Annotated in this window: 17 protein-coding genes; 8 read left to right on the top strand and 9 right to left on the bottom strand. The window is 59.0% G+C overall.

Going from position 1 to position 14,796, the window contains the following annotated elements; translation table 11 throughout:
* Positions 1–42 precede the first annotated feature (42 nt).
* The 3 genes from Q666_RS62270 to tyrS all read left to right on the top strand — a co-directional run bounded on the left by Q666_RS62270 (position 43) and on the right by tyrS (position 2,774).
* The gene (locus Q666_RS62270; protein ID WP_023001995.1) at positions 43–486 is read left to right on the top strand and encodes a MarR family winged helix-turn-helix transcriptional regulator; all 444 of its coding nucleotides are present in this window, start codon (positions 43–45) and stop codon (positions 484–486) included.
* Between the two features lie 97 nt (positions 487–583).
* Positions 584–1,168: a hemerythrin domain-containing protein gene (locus Q666_RS62275; RefSeq protein ID WP_023001994.1), complete on the top strand. Its 585-nt coding sequence runs from the start codon at positions 584–586 to the stop codon at positions 1,166–1,168.
* 328 nt (positions 1,169–1,496) lie between these two features.
* A complete protein-coding gene (tyrS, locus tag Q666_RS62280; protein ID WP_023001993.1) occupies positions 1,497–2,774 on the top strand; it encodes a tyrosine--tRNA ligase in 1,278 nt (425 codons plus the stop codon).
* Between the two features lie 6 nt (positions 2,775–2,780).
* On the opposite strand, the gene Q666_RS62285 is transcribed toward tyrS, so the two are convergent.
* The 4 genes from Q666_RS62285 to Q666_RS62300 all read right to left on the bottom strand — a co-directional run bounded on the left by Q666_RS62285 (position 2,781) and on the right by Q666_RS62300 (position 4,931).
* Positions 2,781–3,341 (bottom strand): DUF4166 domain-containing protein, encoded by a 561-nt coding sequence (locus Q666_RS62285; RefSeq protein WP_023001992.1) that lies wholly within the window; start codon positions 3,339–3,341, stop codon positions 2,781–2,783.
* 375 nt (positions 3,342–3,716) lie between these two features.
* A complete protein-coding gene (locus Q666_RS62290) occupies positions 3,717–3,932 on the bottom strand; it encodes a 4-oxalocrotonate tautomerase family protein (protein WP_023001991.1) in 216 nt (71 codons plus the stop codon).
* 1 nt (position 3,933) lies between these two features.
* The gene (locus Q666_RS62295; RefSeq protein ID WP_023001990.1) at positions 3,934–4,320 is read right to left on the bottom strand and encodes a nuclear transport factor 2 family protein; all 387 of its coding nucleotides are present in this window, start codon (positions 4,318–4,320) and stop codon (positions 3,934–3,936) included.
* Positions 4,317–4,931, bottom strand: coding sequence for a glutathione binding-like protein (locus tag Q666_RS62300; protein ID WP_023001989.1), 615 nt, complete (start codon positions 4,929–4,931; stop codon positions 4,317–4,319). The genes Q666_RS62295 and Q666_RS62300 overlap by 4 nt, the downstream gene beginning before the upstream one ends.
* Positions 4,932–5,153: 222 nt before the next feature.
* Between Q666_RS62300 and Q666_RS0134280 the strand changes: the two genes are divergently transcribed.
* Complete coding sequence (locus tag Q666_RS0134280; RefSeq protein WP_023001988.1) at positions 5,154–5,462, top strand: helix-turn-helix domain-containing protein; 309 nt, start codon at positions 5,154–5,156, stop codon at positions 5,460–5,462.
* Positions 5,463–5,484: 22 nt separating this feature from the next.
* Entirely contained in the window at positions 5,485–6,207 is a 723-nt protein-coding gene (locus Q666_RS62305) for an alpha/beta fold hydrolase (protein ID WP_023014631.1), read from the top strand.
* A 108-nt stretch (positions 6,208–6,315) separates the two neighbouring features.
* Here Q666_RS62305 and adh read toward each other — a convergent pair whose 3' ends face one another.
* The gene (gene adh / locus Q666_RS62310; protein ID WP_023001986.1) at positions 6,316–7,836 is read right to left on the bottom strand and encodes an aldehyde dehydrogenase; all 1,521 of its coding nucleotides are present in this window, start codon (positions 7,834–7,836) and stop codon (positions 6,316–6,318) included.
* 173 nt (positions 7,837–8,009) lie between these two features.
* Positions 8,010–8,954, bottom strand: coding sequence for a helix-turn-helix domain-containing protein (locus Q666_RS62315; protein WP_023001985.1), 945 nt, complete (start codon positions 8,952–8,954; stop codon positions 8,010–8,012).
* Positions 8,955–9,061: 107 nt separating this feature from the next.
* On the opposite strand from Q666_RS62315, the gene Q666_RS66125 reads away from it, so the two are divergent.
* The 3 genes from Q666_RS66125 to Q666_RS62325 are packed head-to-tail and all read left to right on the top strand — an operon-like array spanning position 9,062 to position 11,765.
* Positions 9,062–9,325 carry a hypothetical protein gene (locus tag Q666_RS66125; RefSeq protein ID WP_152533461.1) on the top strand — a complete coding sequence of 88 codons (264 nt, stop codon included), beginning with the start codon at positions 9,062–9,064 and terminating at the stop codon, positions 9,323–9,325.
* A 53-nt stretch (positions 9,326–9,378) separates the two neighbouring features.
* The gene (locus Q666_RS62320; RefSeq protein ID WP_023001984.1) at positions 9,379–9,984 is read left to right on the top strand and encodes a heme NO-binding domain-containing protein; all 606 of its coding nucleotides are present in this window, start codon (positions 9,379–9,381) and stop codon (positions 9,982–9,984) included.
* Between the two features lie 17 nt (positions 9,985–10,001).
* Positions 10,002–11,765 carry an EAL domain-containing protein gene (locus Q666_RS62325; RefSeq protein WP_031269720.1) on the top strand — a complete coding sequence of 588 codons (1,764 nt, stop codon included), beginning with the start codon at positions 10,002–10,004 and terminating at the stop codon, positions 11,763–11,765.
* Between the two features lie 108 nt (positions 11,766–11,873).
* On the opposite strand, the gene Q666_RS62330 is transcribed toward Q666_RS62325, so the two are convergent.
* From Q666_RS62330 to Q666_RS62340, 3 genes are all read right to left on the bottom strand, one after another.
* Positions 11,874–13,013, bottom strand: a complete 1,140-nt coding sequence (locus Q666_RS62330; RefSeq protein WP_023001982.1) for a site-specific DNA-methyltransferase — start codon at positions 13,011–13,013, stop codon at positions 11,874–11,876.
* Between the two features lie 131 nt (positions 13,014–13,144).
* The gene (locus Q666_RS62335; protein ID WP_023001981.1) at positions 13,145–13,831 is read right to left on the bottom strand and encodes a DNA-3-methyladenine glycosylase I; all 687 of its coding nucleotides are present in this window, start codon (positions 13,829–13,831) and stop codon (positions 13,145–13,147) included.
* An 88-nt stretch (positions 13,832–13,919) separates the two neighbouring features.
* Entirely contained in the window at positions 13,920–14,726 is an 807-nt protein-coding gene (locus tag Q666_RS62340) for an amino acid ABC transporter permease (protein ID WP_023001980.1), read from the bottom strand.
* Positions 14,727–14,796 lie beyond the last annotated feature (70 nt).

Genomic DNA, 14,796 nt, shown 5'->3' on the forward strand with positions numbered 1-14,796 from the left:
ATCAAGATTGATGCAATTGCATAAATTTTCTATTGCTTGGCCATGAGCAATTCCGCCGAAACCGTCCCTCAGGCCATCGACGCCTGGGCCCGTCTGCAGCGTGCAAGCGGCAACGTGCTGGCACGGGTCGAGGCACGCCTGAAGGCGGCCGGTTTCCCACCTCTTGGTTGGTACGATGTGCTGCTGGAATTAAGCCGGGCAGAGGACAAAACTCTGCGACCGGTCGAAATCGAAAAGCGGATGCTGCTGGCCCAGTACAATGTTTCGCGCCTGCTCGATCGGCTGGTGGCTGCCGGCTACATCGAAAAGCTGAAGAGCCCGGAAGACGGCAGAGGTGTCTCGGTGCGTCTGACCCAGGAAGGGGAGACGCTCTTGAAGGCCATGTGGCCGTGTTACCGGGCAGCGGTGGAAACCGAATTCACAAGGCATCTGGAGCCGGGGGACACCGAAGCGCTCTGGAAGGTGCTGGGCAAACTGGTGCAGTGACGTCTGTTCCCGGGGAGTGAACACACTGTTTCCGCATGACAGGCCAAAACATGCGTATAAGGTCGGCAAACCTTCTCTCTGACCGGACCTGAAACCCATGACCAACACCACCAATCTGGATGAACGGACCGGACTTCCGCAAGAGTGGCTGTTCCTTCTGAAAGAACATCCGCGCCAAGACTGGCCGGGTCACCGGAACCTCGGCCCACTGACCGAATTCTGGCTCGCACGGCATAACGGCTTCCGTCAGCTCGGTGCTGACCTGGATACGATCTTGACCGACTTCCGCGAACAACGGCTCCCGGTAAACCGTTTCGGCAACCTCTTTGCCCCGCGTCTGCAACAGTTTCTCAGTGAGCTGCATCACCACCACATGATCGAGGATGAGCACTATTTCCCTGTATTCATGGAAGCCGAAAAGCGCCTGGTGGATGGCTTCGAGCTGCTGGAGGGCGACCACGAACTGATCCATCATCGCATTGAGGCGGTGATCAAGAGCGCCAACAAGCTGTTCGGGCAATTGCAGACGAAAGACCGCGATGCCATTCGCCGCGCGGCCGACAGTTTCGCCGGTGTCAGCGACACCCTGATCTCCGGCCTGATGCGCCATCTGGATGACGAGGAAGACCTGATCGTTCCGGTTATCCTGGATCGCGGCGAACGGAAACTCGGGTTGTCGTAACGCGGCCAGATGTGCGCAAGCGCACGCCTTTCGCACAGGGTCAGGTGGGATTTCTTGACCGCGCGCAGCCTTGAGGCATTCCGGTTACACTTGCCGGGGTCTGGAACGTCACGAACACAACAGGCTTGACTCTTTTCCCGCCCTAACGCATTTAAGCTGGCATGACCAAGATGAGCGCATCCTTCGTGTATTTTTATTACGTCACCGACATACCGGCGGCTGCGTAGGATCTTGTTCACCCCATAGACACCTCAAAAGCCGCCGCGTCAGGCGGCTTTTTGGTTTCTAGAGACCCGAGCTTCCTGGCGGGGGAACCAGGAAGCGAAAAATGACCAGACATATGATCGAAGCCGGCAAACCGGCGACAAAACTCAAATCAGAAGCACTTGCCGTGCTTCTGGAACGTGGTCTTGTGCACCAATGCACGGATATCGAGGCGCTCGACCAGACGCTGTCACAAGGGCCGATCACCGCATACGCCGGGTTCGATGCCACGGCGGCAAGTCTTCATGTCGGCCACCTGATGCCGTTGATGACCATGCGTTGGCTGCAGAAGCTCGGCCATCGTCCCATCGTCGTGCTTGGCGGTGGCACAAGTCAGATCGGCGATCCGAGTTTCCGCAAGGATGCCCGGCCGATGCTGGAAGAACGCCAGATCGCAGCCAACATCGCGAGCATACGACGATCCGTTGAGCGTCTCGTGGATATGAACGGCGAAGATGGGGCTTTGCTGGTCGACAATGCGGAATGGCTCAATGAATTCCGCTTCCTGGAATTCCTCCGCGACTATGGTTCCCAGTTCACCGTCAACCGCATGATGACCTTCGACAGCGTCAAGTCGCGCCTCGATGCTCAGATGCCGCTGACGGTTCTGGAGTTCTGCTACATGATGCTGCAGGCCGTTGATTTTCTGGAGTTGGCAAAGCGTCATGACTGTGCGCTTCAGGTCGGTGGATCCGATCAATGGGGCAACATCGTCAATGGTGTGGAACTCGGCCGCCGTGATGGCCGCAAGTTGCACGGCCTCACTGTTCCCCTGCTGACCACCGCCAGCGGTGCGAAGATGGGCAAGACGGCTGCGGGTGCCGTGTGGCTGCACCCCGAACACCTGTCGCCCTTCGGCTTCTGGCAGTTCTGGCGCAACACCGCCGATGCCGACGTCGCCAAGTGCCTGCGCCTTTTTACCGAGCTGCCGATGAGCGAAATCGAACGACTGGCGGCGCTGGAAGGGGCGGAGCTGAACGAAGCCAAGAAGATCCTGGCAACCCAGGTGACGGCAATCGTTCATGGCCCGGAAGAAGCGCGCGGCGCCTTGCAGCAAGGCGATGCCCTGTTTTCGGGCGAAGGCGAGATCCTGGAACCGACCCACAGTCTGCCGCTGAAAATTCTGGCAGACGGTCTCGGCCTTCTGGAGCTTGTGGTCGCGGTTGGCTTCGCAGCATCCAACGGCGAAGCACGGCGGCTCGTGGAAGGTGGAGGCGTTCGCCTCAACAACCAGATCGTCGACGACGCGCGCCGCCGCATTGCCACCGGCGATCTTCAGGCCAACGACCGTTTGTCGATTTCTGTCGGCAAACGCCGTAAGGCCCTGGTCGGCTTCGAGTGAGGCCGGTCAGACGGCTTTTGCATCATCGATCAGAACGGCCGGCTCCAGCCGGCCGTTGTAGCCGAAGAGCTTCCCGATCAGCGGGAAGGTCACCTCTACGGTGAAACTGTACCTTCCATCGACAACACGCTCGCGCCCGACCGCTCTCGGAGCAAGGCGCAGCGGCAGCGGAAGCGGTCCAAGCGAAACCTCTGCCGGGGTGATGTCGATGCCCTTCTCACTTGCCGTTACCCGCATCTTGAACAGGAACGGTCCAAGGCGCTCGAGCATGCAGGGATACGCGTCGCCTTTACCGGCCATCATGTCGGTCTGGAACGGCTGCCCGTCAAACCGCCGGGTCCAGCGCTCTCCACCCACGATAGGTTCAAAGCTGGTCTCGACCGGAACACCCATCCGTGCTTCCGGCAACTTCGCCAGCCGGCAGATCAGTCTTGCGCCCCACGAGCTTCCCCGGCTTACATCCGCGGTGCCCCGCGCCACCCGCGCAAAGCTGTGCATCCGCCGGATTTCTGCCGGAACCTTGTCGAACTCGGGGCCGAGGATGGTTTGATAAAGCGTGCGGGGCATGTGAGAGATCTGCTTTGATGTCGATGTGTCTTCTCAGACAGACCATTCTCGCGTTGATTGGACAACAGCAAAAACTCTTTGCACTTGTTTGGTGACGTCCAGATGAGCACCATTCAGCCTTCCCATCATCCCTCTCCACTTCCTCCGTCATGCCATGGCCCGACCATGGCATCCATGCCGTTCCCCATCCGCCAATTGAGGCTTCTGGCTGAGGCACGGTCACGGCATGGATTGCAGGGTCGCGCCCTGCAATGACGAATGTTTGGAACGAACGAAATAGCCCAGAGTTTTCCGGACAGTGGCGAGGAACTGAAAGAGGGAAGCGCAACGCGACAAAGAAAGAAGCCGGGATTATCCCGGCTTCCATTTGACCGTTCAGCCCTGTTTTTCCTGCTGCCTTGCCCGGTATTCTTCCACCGGCAGGCCGCCGACGCCCCAGTTCTCAAGGTCCACTTCCTCGATCACTACGAAGGTGGTTGCCGGGTTCTTGTCGAGAACGTCAACCAGTAGGTCCGTCGCGCCTTTGATAAGCCTGGCTTTCTGCTCCGCTGTCACCCCTTCACGGGTCACCTGGATATTCACGTAAGGCATGTCAGGCCACTCCTTCGTTGCGTGGTCGGATTTCGAAGATCTTCGCCATGATTTGCCAGCGGCCTTCGTCCCGCACGAAGGTCAGGAAATCGGTGAAATCGTTGTTGCCGATCGAACAGCGAACTCTGGCAAAGGCCGTGTTCTCACCGGCGAACTGGATCTCGTCGATGACATCGTGGCGCTCCTCGCCCCGGGACGCCGGCGACTGGCGGGCGGCGACGACCGGTACATATTCGGCCATCGTGCGATAGAGCAGGGGAGTCTCGTCCGCCGTGGCGTAGATTGCCTTCTCGTGAAACACCTGCTGCAGCAGGCCGGTATCGCAGTGATAAAGCGCGTCGAAATAGTCGGATATGACCTTTTCCAGCGCGGTCAGGGCACTGCTCATGCCGCCAGACCTTCTTCCTGAAGGGTCTTCAGGGTGGCCGGGCGAGCGCGGATGCGCTCAACATAGGCTGCCGTCTTCGGCCAGTCGCCAAGAGACACGCCGATGAAGTTTGTCCAGTTCAAGATGACAAAGGCATAGGCGTCGGCAACGGAGAAGGTATCTCCCAAAAGATAGTCGCCGCCCTTGGCCAGCAAGGCGTCGAACTGGCCGAGCTTGGTATTCAGCTTTGCCTTGTTTTCAGCTGCTTCTGCTTCAGAAAATTCCTTGCCGGAAAAGAACGGACTGAACCCCTTGTGAAGCTCTGAGGACAGGAAGCTGAGCAATTCCAGCACGCGGAACCGGTCGAGCGGCTTGCCTGCTGTATCCGTCGCAAAGTTCGGGTACTGCTCGCCAAGCCAATGCAGGATGGCAACGTTTTCCGTCAGAACGTCACCGTTCTCAAACCGAAGTGCCGGCACGTAGCCGCGCGGATTGGTCTGCGCGTATGCTGCGCCGGTCTCCGTCAGACCCGCGGTCGTATCGACTTTTTCGAGACTGTAGGTGGCTCCGGCTTCGTTGAGCAGGAGATGAGCAGCCATGGAACAGGCACCGGGTTTGTAGAACAGTTTCATCGATTGGCTCCTTGGTTTGTATCGATGCCCGGAAGGTGTCTTTTGAAGTCACCATTGACAAGTAGGTTTCTATTGGTAACTTGCATTATCGAGTTACCGGGCAGAAACCTGATGGTTCCCGCGTGACCTTGGACCCTTGAAGATCGTGTGGTGCCCATGGCCTTGAAAATGCGGAAGAATCTGAGCCCGAAACCACCGACTCCTTGCAGTCTGACCCAGTGCATGCAGGTGATTTCCGGAGCCTGGGCACCCAACGTCATCTGGAGCCTGCGGGCAGGTCCCCGCCGCTTCAACGAGCTGAAGGCGGATATTCCCCCTGTGTCCGGCAAGGTACTGTCACAGCGCCTTTCAGAGTTGGAAGGCCGCGGCGTGCTGTTGCGCCATGTCCGCCCGACATCGCCACCTTCCGTTGAATATGAGCTGACGGATCTGGGTCAGGATCTGATTCCGGCACTGGAAGCCATTGTCGAAGTCGGGCACAAACTGAAGGTACGGCGCGATTTCCAGATGGCGGCCGAAGCCGCCGAATAGGCGGTGAAGCGGGGAGGGGCTCTTGAAACAGCAGACTTTCGTTTGCGTCCATGGTGTCTGGCATGGCGGCTGGTGCTGGTCGCGTCTGGCAAACATCCTGCGGGCACGTGGGCATAGCGTGACCGCACCAACGCAGACGGGCCTTGGTGAGCGCTCGCATCTGCTTTCGCCGGACATCACGATCCGGACCTTCGTGGAAGATATCGTGCGCCATCTTCAGTTCGAGGACCTGGCGGACGTCATTCTAGTCGGCCACAGCTTTGGCGGCATTCCGATCACCGGAGTTGTGGACCTCGTGCCGGAGCGCATCGCGAAGCTGGTCTATCTCGACGCGATTATGCTGGAGAGTGGGGAAACCTGGTTCGATCTTCTGCCGCAAGATCTTGCCGAAGACCGCAGGAAGCTGGCGGAAACCAGCAGCGGTGGCCTGTCGCTGCCGCCAGCCCCGCCGGAAAGTTTTGGCATCACGAAGCCAGACGACGTTGCCTTTTTGAAACCGCGCCTGACACCGCACCCGTTCCGGACCTTCACCACGGCACTGGACCTGAAGCACCCGGTCGGAAACGGTCTTCCAGCCCATTACATCGAATGCACTGACCCGCCGTATCCGCCGGCAAAAGTCGCGCTGGCCCGGGCACAGGCCAAGGGATGGCCGGTCTCTCGGATCGCGACAGGCCACGATGCCATGGTGAGCGAGCCTGAGGCGCTTGCAGATCTGCTGGAAGAGATTGCAGAAGAACTTTGACGATGAACAGGCTGCCGTTCCCGGAGCTTCAACGGAAAACGGGGCAGCCTTCTTTCGAAGACTGCCCCGCATCACTGCCAGGACAAGATCGGGTAACGCCGGCAGTCTTTAGAAGAACCCGAGTTTGTTCGGGTTGTAGCTGACCAGCATGTTCTTGGTCTGCTGATAGTGATCCAGCATCATCTTGTGGGTCTCACGGCCGATGCCGGACTGCTTGTAGCCACCAAAGGCCGCATGGGCCGGGTAGGCGTGATAGTTGTTCACCCACACGCGGCCTGCCTCGATGGCGCGGCCGAACCGGTAGCAGCGGTTGGCATCACGCGACCACACGCCCGCGCCGAGGCCGTACATGGTGTCGTTTGCAATCGCCAGGGCTTCTTCTTCGGTCTTGAATGTGGTGACGGACACCACCGGGCCGAAGATTTCCTCCTGGAAGACCCGCATCTTGTTGTGGCCTTTCAGGATGGTCGGCTGAACGTAGAAGCCGCCGGAAAGGTCGCCGTCGAACTTCGCTTCCGCGCCGCCGCACAGCACTTGTGCACCTTCCTCGACCCCGATGGTCAGATAGGACAGGATCTTGTCCTGCTGCTCGCGGCTGGCCTGGGCACCGACCATGGTCTCGATGGCGCGCGGGTCACCCTGCTTGATGGCTTTCACACGGGCGATCGCCCGTTCAATGAAGGCTTCGTAGATGTCTTCCTGGATCAGAGCGCGGCTCGGACAGGTGCAGACTTCACCCTGGTTGAAGGCGAACAGAACAAAGCCCTCGATGGCCTTGTCGAGGAACGCATCGTCTTCGCTCATGACGTCGGAAAAGAAGATGTTCGGCGACTTGCCGCCCAGTTCCAGCGTTACCGGAATGAGGTTCTCGGTTGCGTATTGCATGATCATCCGGCCGGTTTCGGTCGACCCGGTAAAGGCGATCTTGGCGATGCGATTTGACTTGGCGAGCGGGGCGCCAACCTCTGCACCAAAGCCATTGACGATGTTGAGAACGCCATCCGGCAGCAGGCCGCCGATGAGCTCCGCCAGCACCATGATTGCCGCCGGGGTCTGCTCGGCCGGTTTCAGAACGACGCAGTTGCCGGCGGCGAGCGCCGGAGCCAGTTTCCAGGCAGCCATCAGGATGGAGAAGTTCCAGGGAATGATCTGCCCGACAACGCCGAGCGGCTCATGGAAGTGGTAGGCAATGGTGTCGGCATCGATCTCCGACATGGAGCCTTCCTGGCCGCGCAGAACGCCTGCGAAATAACGGAAGTGGTCGACGGAAAGCGGAATATCGGCTGCCGTGGTTTCGCGGATCGGCTTGCCGTTGTCCCAGGTTTCGGCCTTGGCCAGAATGTCGAGATTCTGCTCCATGACATCGGCGATTTTCAGCAGAATATTGGCACGCTCTGCTGCCGGGGTCCGGCCCCAGGCTTCCTTGGCCGCATGGGCCGCATCAAGCGCCAGGTCAACGTCAGCGGCATCGGAACGGGCGACTTCGCAAACGGTGGCGCCGGAAATCGGCGTGATGTTGTTGAAATACCGTCCGTTTACAGGCGCAACGAATTTGCCGCCGATATAGTTGTCATAGCGGGACTTGAACGGAGACGTCGTGTCGACGGAAAAACTGGGCATCTGATTCATCTGGGTTCCTCCACAAGATCGGCGGTCAGGCAACCGAAGCTGCGACGGGCCGAAGGTCCCGGTCCTCCACCGGGAATGGGCGGACTGTGCCGGAGGAACTTGCGCAGTGGTAGAAGGGGGCAGATGCCTGTGTCCGGCATGTGTCTCAGTTCTGAGACAGGTTAGCAGGGATATCAGTCTATGTTCAGCCGTTTCATTCGCCGGTAAAGGGTTGCCCGGCCGATGCCGAGCGCGCGCGCGGCTTCGGAAACGTTGCCGCCGGCCCGCGCCAGTGCACGAATGACGGCAGCCCTTTCGGCCTTCTCAAAGCCGCTCGGGCCATCCTCGCGGCCAAGCAGATCGGAAGCGGGCAGGGGCTTCAGAGGGCCGCTTGCACCAAGCCCAAAGGCCTTCCTGGCAGCGCGCGTTGCCCCGAGAACGATGTCGTCGGCGTCGACGGCAAGCAGCATTGCGGTATCGGTGGTTTCCCCGTCGGCGACGATGATACGGGCGGCAGGAAAGGCGGCGCGGAAGGTTTCGATCTCGATCTGTCTTGCAGTCTGCGAGACCATCGCTGCGATCAGCCGGTTGAAGGTTTCCGTCTGGTCGGAACGGGCAGAAGACACATCGAGTGCTCCGGCGAGCCTGCCGTCCGGACCATAGATCGGCGCGTCCATGCAGCTCATGCCGACATTGCGAGCCAGGAAATGTTCTTGCCGGTGGACGATCAGATTGCGTTCCTCGGCAAGGCAGGTGCCTATGCCGTTTGTGCCGACGGCGGCTTCGCTCCAGTCGGTGCCCTGGCTGAGACCCCAGTCCTGAAAGATGTCCGCATCGGCGCTCATGCAGCGCTGGTCGAGCACAACCCCCTCCGCGTCGGTCAGCAGAACCGTGCAGCCGGACTGACCGACCAGGCCGAATAACTGGTCCAGTTTCGGCGTGGCGATTTTCAGGAAGGCACCTGTCTCTTCCCGCCGCCGGTAAAGCTGGTCGTCCCCCATGCGCTGAGGCGCCTTGTGGGCGGCAGGGTCTAGGCCGTGCTTGTCGATCGATCTGCGCCACGAGGCTGCAATCCGGGACAGCGCAGGCGCCGATCCCGATTGCACGGTTCGCAGAACTGTCTCGACATGGTCCTTCATAAATGCGACCGCCGACCTCGGGTCTTCCGGCCGTTTGCGCCGGTTTCAAACCGTCGGGTCGTTCCTCCCATGAACGCTCGATTGATCGCGGAGGATGGAGGGATTGCATGGCGATTGCAAGCCGTCTGTCCGGCAAGGGGCCGAACCGAAGACGCGGCCGAGCCGGACACGAAGGTTTGCATTGCCTTTCCGGTACCTCAAACGATGCACCTTCTTTCGGCAAGAGTTTCAGGTATTCATTGTTGTTTTTCTCAATGGGTTATTTGGAGAAAAAGAAACGTTGGGTAATTAAATCGGAAAACTCGCGCGGAAGTAGTGATTGTTTGTCAGTAATGGCAGTTAAAAACAGACATATGTCTGGAACTGATTAATGCTGCCGTAAGCAAATTCGTATACTCACAATGCTAACTCTGGAGGAGTCTGCATGTATGGAATGGTGAACGAAGGCATTCGCACCTTCATTCTGGACAACCACGGACCCGAGGCCTGGCAAAGCATTTGCGAAACCGCGGGCCTGGAGGAACTCGAATTTGAAAGAATGTCGAGTTATGACGATGCCATCACCTACAAGCTCGTCGGTGCCATCTGCAGCTTTACCGGCCTGCCTGCATCGGACGTCCTGAGCATCTTTGGAAAATACTGGGTCGAATACGCAGGCGCCTCGCATTTCGGCAATCTGATGCGCCTCGCCGGCAATTCCTTCATCGAGCAGTTGAAAGGGCTCGATGACATGCACGACCGGATCCTGCTGTCGATGCCACATCTGAAGCCGCCGTCCTTCGAGGTCGACCAGAAGGAAGATGGATCCTGCATTCTGCACTACTATTCCGATCGTGACGGACTGGCGCCGATGGTCGTCGGACTTCTGCATGGTCTCGCCAAGGAGACCGGTGAGAGCATCGAGGTCAACCAGGTCGCGGTGAAATCGGAACAGGCGGATCACGACATCTTTGAAATCCGGATCCTCGACACTGCACTCAAGCCCATGAGAACCGAGGCCGGAATTCGACAGCATCCAAACTCGATCTGACCTGCAAGGCCATCGACATGCTTTTTCCCATGCATGTTGTTCTGGACAATTGCGGCCGGATCAGTGGACTGGGCCCGACCCTTGAACGGATCCTCGGGCCGGAAGCGTCGGGAGCAAGCTTGTTCGATGTCTTCACGGTTGAGCGGCCGCGTAACGTCAGATCCATGGCCTGTGTTCGCGAAAGGCTCGGCACGAAATTGGTCCTTTCCGCATGTCCGCAGGATGGCGAGCCTATACAGTTTCGTGGTTTCGCCCTTGCTGCTGCGGACGAGGACACGGTGTTTCTGGACCTGTCCTTCGGTCTTCACCTGTCACAGGTCGTGGAACGTTTCGGGTTGACGGAAACCGACTTCAAACCGAACGACTTCTCCATCGATCTCTTCTACTCCTTCGAAGCGCAGCGCACGCTTCTGGAGGACAGCCAGAAGATGGCAACCGCATTGAAGGCGGCGAAGATCGAAGCGGAAAAGAAGGCCTCACAGGATCCGCTGACGGAGATTGCCAACAGAGGGGCACTGCACCGGCGTCTGGAAGAGGCGTTGCAGCTGGCCGACACCGGGCACGTGTTTGCGCTCCTTCACATCGACCTCGACGAATTCAAGTCGGTCAACGACAACTTCGGCCATACCGCGGGCGACATGATCCTGATGCAGACGGCCGAGGCGTTGTCGGCGATATGCGGTCCGAACGACCTTCCTGCACGGCTTGGCGGTGATGAGTTTGCCCTGTTTCTGGCAGAGCCTCCGGACAAGGAAAGCCTCTATGCCACGGCGCTGCGCCTCTTGAATGCGATCGCCATGCCGATCCGCTACAACGGGCACAGCTGCCAGGTCAGCGCGAGTATAGGCGTGGTTCTGTTTCATCCCGGCGAAGTGCAGAACGCCGACAGGCTGATCGCGAATTCCGATATCGCGCTTTACGATGCAAAGGTCACCCGGTCGTCCGTCAAATTGCTGTCAAAGGAGATGATCCGGCGGCACGAGGAGACGAGCAGGTTGGTCTCACAGATCGAAGAAGGTCTGAAACGCAGCCAGTTCGTTCCCTATTTTCAGCCGCAGATCGATATCGTCACGGGTCGGGTGTGCGGCCTGGAGGTGGTCGCGCGCTGGGAGACGGCAGAACAAGGGGTGTTGCCACCGGCCCGTTTCCTGGAAACGGCGACCAGGGCAAACATCATGTCCGAAATCGACCGGCAGGTGCGGTGCAAGGCGTTCACCCATTTTGCTGCCTGGAAATCCGCCGGCAGGGACATAGGCAAGCTCTCGTTGAACGTGACGGCATCGAACCTCAGGTCGGTGGAGTTTGTTGCGATCTTGCATGCCGAACTTGCCGCCGCGGGTTTGAAGCCCGGGGACATTCAGCTGGAACTGCTGGAATCGATCCTCTTCGACCAGTCGGATCAGGAGCTGATTGCCCAGTGCCGTAACCTGGAACAGGCAGGTTTCGCCCTGGCCCTCGATGACTTCGGCACCGGACATTCCTCCATCGCAACCTTGATCGAAACACCGGTCGCGACGCTTAAGATCGACCGCTCGTTCGTTTCCGGGCTCGACAGGAACCCGAAGATGCAGAGAATTGCCGGCGCCATGCTGGCAATGGCCAAGAACATGGGGCTGGACGTTCTGGCGGAAGGCGTTGAAACCCGCGAGGAGCTGGAGTTCCTGAAAAACTGTGGCTGCCGTCTATTCCAGGGTTTCTATTTTTCGCCGCCCATCGGTGCCGACGAGATCCTGCAATGGCTGGATGTCTGGGCGCCGGACGTGAAATACAAAAGCGCCTGATCGAGGTACCGTTCCCGTATTCCATAAAGAAAACCCCGTCTCCTTTTCTGGGAAACGGGGCTAAGTCGATCTCGCGGGGAACGCGAAGTCTCTCTTTGGAGTGCCTGCTTATGCCTGCAGGCGGGATCTGATTTCCTTGCGGAGATCGTCGATGGGTGACGTCTTGCCGCCCTCGTTGATGTGCCAGAAGGTCCAGCCATTGCAGGCCTCCTGACCCTGTACCAGAGCACCGACCTTGTGGATCGAGCCGGTATGATCGCCGGACTTGAGCGAGCCGTCGGCACGCACGATGGCAAGATGCTTGCCTTTCGGGCAGCTGAGTTCCGTCCCCGGCTGCAGCAGACCGCTTTCCAGAAGCGTGCCGAACGGGATGCGTTTCAGCGCCCGCTTGCCCTGCTGCATTTCCAGCGATGCGGCATCGCCAGGCTCGATGGCCTCGATACGAGCCGTGGCCGCGTCGATATAGTCCTGCTCACGCTCCACGCCGACATAGTGGCGGCCAAGTTTCTTGGCGACAGCCCCGGTGGTGCCCGTCCCGAAGAACGGGTCGAGCACGACATCTCCCGGTTTGGAGGAGGCCGTCAGTACGCGGTAGAGCAGAGCCTCCGGTTTCTGGGTCGGATGCACCTTCTGCCCGTCCTTGCCCTTCAGCCTCTCGGTACCGGTACACAGCGGCAGGTGCCAGTCGGAGCGCATCTGAAGATCCTCGTTAAAGGTCTTCAGCGCATCGTAATTGAAGGTCGGCTTCGCATCTTTCGATTTGACCGCCCAGATCATGGTCTCGTGGGCATTGGTGAACCGTTTGCCGCGAAAGTTCGGCATCGGGTTGGACTTCAGCCAGACGATGTCATTCATGATCCAGAAGCCGAGATCCTGCAGGATCGCGCCAACCCGGAAGATGTTGTGATACGAACCGATCACATACAGCGAGCCATCCGCCTTCATCACCCGCCGGACGGCCAGAAGCCAGGCCCGGGTGAAAGCGTCATAGGCTTCGAAACTTTCGAACTGGTCCCAATGGTCGTCACAGGCATCCACCTTTGACTGATCCGGCCTGTGCAGATCGCCACCCAACTGAAGGTTGTAGGGCGGATCCGCGAAGACCAGGTCAACAGACCGGGACGGCAGTTTCTCAAGGGCGGCAACGCAGTCGCCCTTCAGGATCGTGTTCAGCCAGGAAGCACCAGCTTCCGGTTCATTTGATAGGCGGGGTGCCGCGAAGGACACCCCGGTACGCAGTACACTCATTGCGACGCAATACCTCACGCAATTTCGAGTGTCATGGTTACCGGGTTTGGTAAATCAGCGGTTAAGCTGATGGTACAAAAATTCCCTTTGAATCAAGGCTTTGTTTACAATCGTAAAAGCTGAATGAGAAGTTAATGACTTGTCCCGACCGAAAAGGCCAGAATTCTGCTGATTTCGTTCAGAGGACGACCGGAAGTTGCTTTCCATTCGTTAAAGGCGGCTTGAATCGCGGTGAGATTTTTTTTCGACATCGCGTCCTTCTCGATGACATTTTCGCGGATCAGGGCGTTAACCACATCGCCGGAGAGGACGAAACTTTCCTTGCCCATGAAGCGCAAGGCAATTTGCCCTGTGTTGCCACCAAGCCGGCTGCCGCGCTTCTTGAGCAGCTCCATCAGGCCGATCTGGTCGTTGACGGGATAATGCGCGAAAAAACCGGCTGCGCTGCCGTGTTCGGTCGCTAGGTCCTTGAGGAAAATCGCGTTTTCCTGAACAGATCGGATCTTGGCACCGTTGCGGACGATGCGTTTGTCGCCGAGCAGCGCTTCAAAGGCCTCATCAGGGAGAAAGGCGAGGCGGGGAACGTCGAACCCCTCGAAGGCTTCCTCGAAACCCGGCCACTTCTGGTCGATCACCTTCCAGCTGAAACCGGCCTGGAACACGCACTTGGTGAACATGGCCAGCCAGCGATCGTCACCGACCTTCTCCAGTTCTTCCGCAGACCTGGGCGCATTATGCTCTGCCAAAAGAGCATTGAGTGCTGCCGGTCCGCCTTTCTTCTCCGCGGCCAGTGCTTCTATTTCTTCAAAGGAACGCATGCGGGTCTCCGTCTCGCTGCAGACGCCGTTCCCCCTGCACCCCCTCCTCAGGATGAGGGAGGAGGAAAGGCGTGGTCAGGCGAAAACCTTAGCGCTCCTGGATCTGCTTTGCCCGTTCAAATTTGCGCAGGGCCAGCGAAAGCGTGATCGTCATCATCAGGTAGATCAGCGCGACGACATTGTAGGTTTCGAAGTACCGGAAGGAGCCGGCAGCGTAGACCTTGCCCAGCTGAGTGATATCCGCGACACCCAGAACCGAGACCAGCGAGCTGTCCTTGATCAGGGCGACGAAATCATTGCCGAGGGGCGGCAGGATGGTCTTCAGGGCCTGCGGGAAGATGATCAGGCGGAAGCGAAGCCAACCGTTCATGCCGAGTGCTTCGGCGGCCTCGATCTGTCCCTTGTCGACCGCCTGGATGCCTGCCCGAAACACCTCGGCGATGAAGGCTGAATAGCCGATGGTCAGCGCGAGAACGGCGCGCCAGAGCAGAGGGAAATCCCGCGTGCGCAACGGATCCAGACCCAGAGGTTCCACAACGGCGTTGACCCCGGCAATGAACAGCGGCGTCGCGACGAAGGCGATATAGAGCAGAAGCACGATGATCGGCATGCCGCGCACGATCTCGACGTAGAACCGGGCCATCTGCCGCAAGACGATTGATCCGGACAGGGAGGCAAGCGCCAGCAGGAGCCCGATCAGGGAGGCGCAGAAGAAGGCGACAAGCGTGACGAAGACCGTCAGTCCGATACCACGCGAGACCGTCGACATGACCTGCGAATAGATGTCGTCGGTGGCGATCTGGAACAACAGGAAAACCGCAATGCCGGCGGCAGCGACAAGCCAATAGGGAAAGTCTTCCTTGGGGGCGCCGGACGGTGTCTTGTTGCGGAACATGGGTTGGTCTCGGCTCCAGCTTTGTTAACGGCAGTTCAAACGAAAATGGCCGGCATCGGGGCCAAAAGCC

This window comes from Labrenzia sp. C1B70 (assembly GCF_000475395.1).
GTDB lineage: Bacteria > Pseudomonadota > Alphaproteobacteria > Rhizobiales > Stappiaceae > Roseibium > Roseibium algicola.

Coding starts and splice junctions, on each gene's coding strand:
- Q666_RS62270 (WP_023001995.1), top strand. CDS start 43: ATGAGCAATTCCGCCGAAACCGTCCCTCAGGCCATCGACGCCTGGGCC.
- Q666_RS62275 (WP_023001994.1), top strand. CDS start 584: ATGACCAACACCACCAATCTGGATGAACGGACCGGACTTCCGCAAGAG.
- tyrS (WP_023001993.1), top strand. CDS start 1,497: ATGACCAGACATATGATCGAAGCCGGCAAACCGGCGACAAAACTCAAA.
- Q666_RS62285 (WP_023001992.1), bottom strand. CDS start 3,341: ATGCCCCGCACGCTTTATCAAACCATCCTCGGCCCCGAGTTCGACAAG.
- Q666_RS62290 (WP_023001991.1), bottom strand. CDS start 3,932: ATGCCTTACGTGAATATCCAGGTGACCCGTGAAGGGGTGACAGCGGAG.
- Q666_RS62295 (WP_023001990.1), bottom strand. CDS start 4,320: ATGAGCAGTGCCCTGACCGCGCTGGAAAAGGTCATATCCGACTATTTC.
- Q666_RS62300 (WP_023001989.1), bottom strand. CDS start 4,931: ATGAAACTGTTCTACAAACCCGGTGCCTGTTCCATGGCTGCTCATCTC.
- Q666_RS0134280 (WP_023001988.1), top strand. CDS start 5,154: ATGCAGGTGATTTCCGGAGCCTGGGCACCCAACGTCATCTGGAGCCTG.
- adh (WP_023001986.1), bottom strand. CDS start 7,836: ATGAATCAGATGCCCAGTTTTTCCGTCGACACGACGTCTCCGTTCAAG.
- Q666_RS62315 (WP_023001985.1), bottom strand. CDS start 8,954: ATGAAGGACCATGTCGAGACAGTTCTGCGAACCGTGCAATCGGGATCG.
- Q666_RS66125 (WP_152533461.1), top strand. CDS start 9,062: ATGGCGATTGCAAGCCGTCTGTCCGGCAAGGGGCCGAACCGAAGACGC.
- Q666_RS62320 (WP_023001984.1), top strand. CDS start 9,379: ATGTATGGAATGGTGAACGAAGGCATTCGCACCTTCATTCTGGACAAC.
- Q666_RS62325 (WP_031269720.1), top strand. CDS start 10,002: ATGCTTTTTCCCATGCATGTTGTTCTGGACAATTGCGGCCGGATCAGT.
- Q666_RS62330 (WP_023001982.1), bottom strand. CDS start 13,013: ATGAGTGTACTGCGTACCGGGGTGTCCTTCGCGGCACCCCGCCTATCA.
- Q666_RS62335 (WP_023001981.1), bottom strand. CDS start 13,831: ATGCGTTCCTTTGAAGAAATAGAAGCACTGGCCGCGGAGAAGAAAGGC.
- Q666_RS62340 (WP_023001980.1), bottom strand. CDS start 14,726: ATGTTCCGCAACAAGACACCGTCCGGCGCCCCCAAGGAAGACTTTCCC.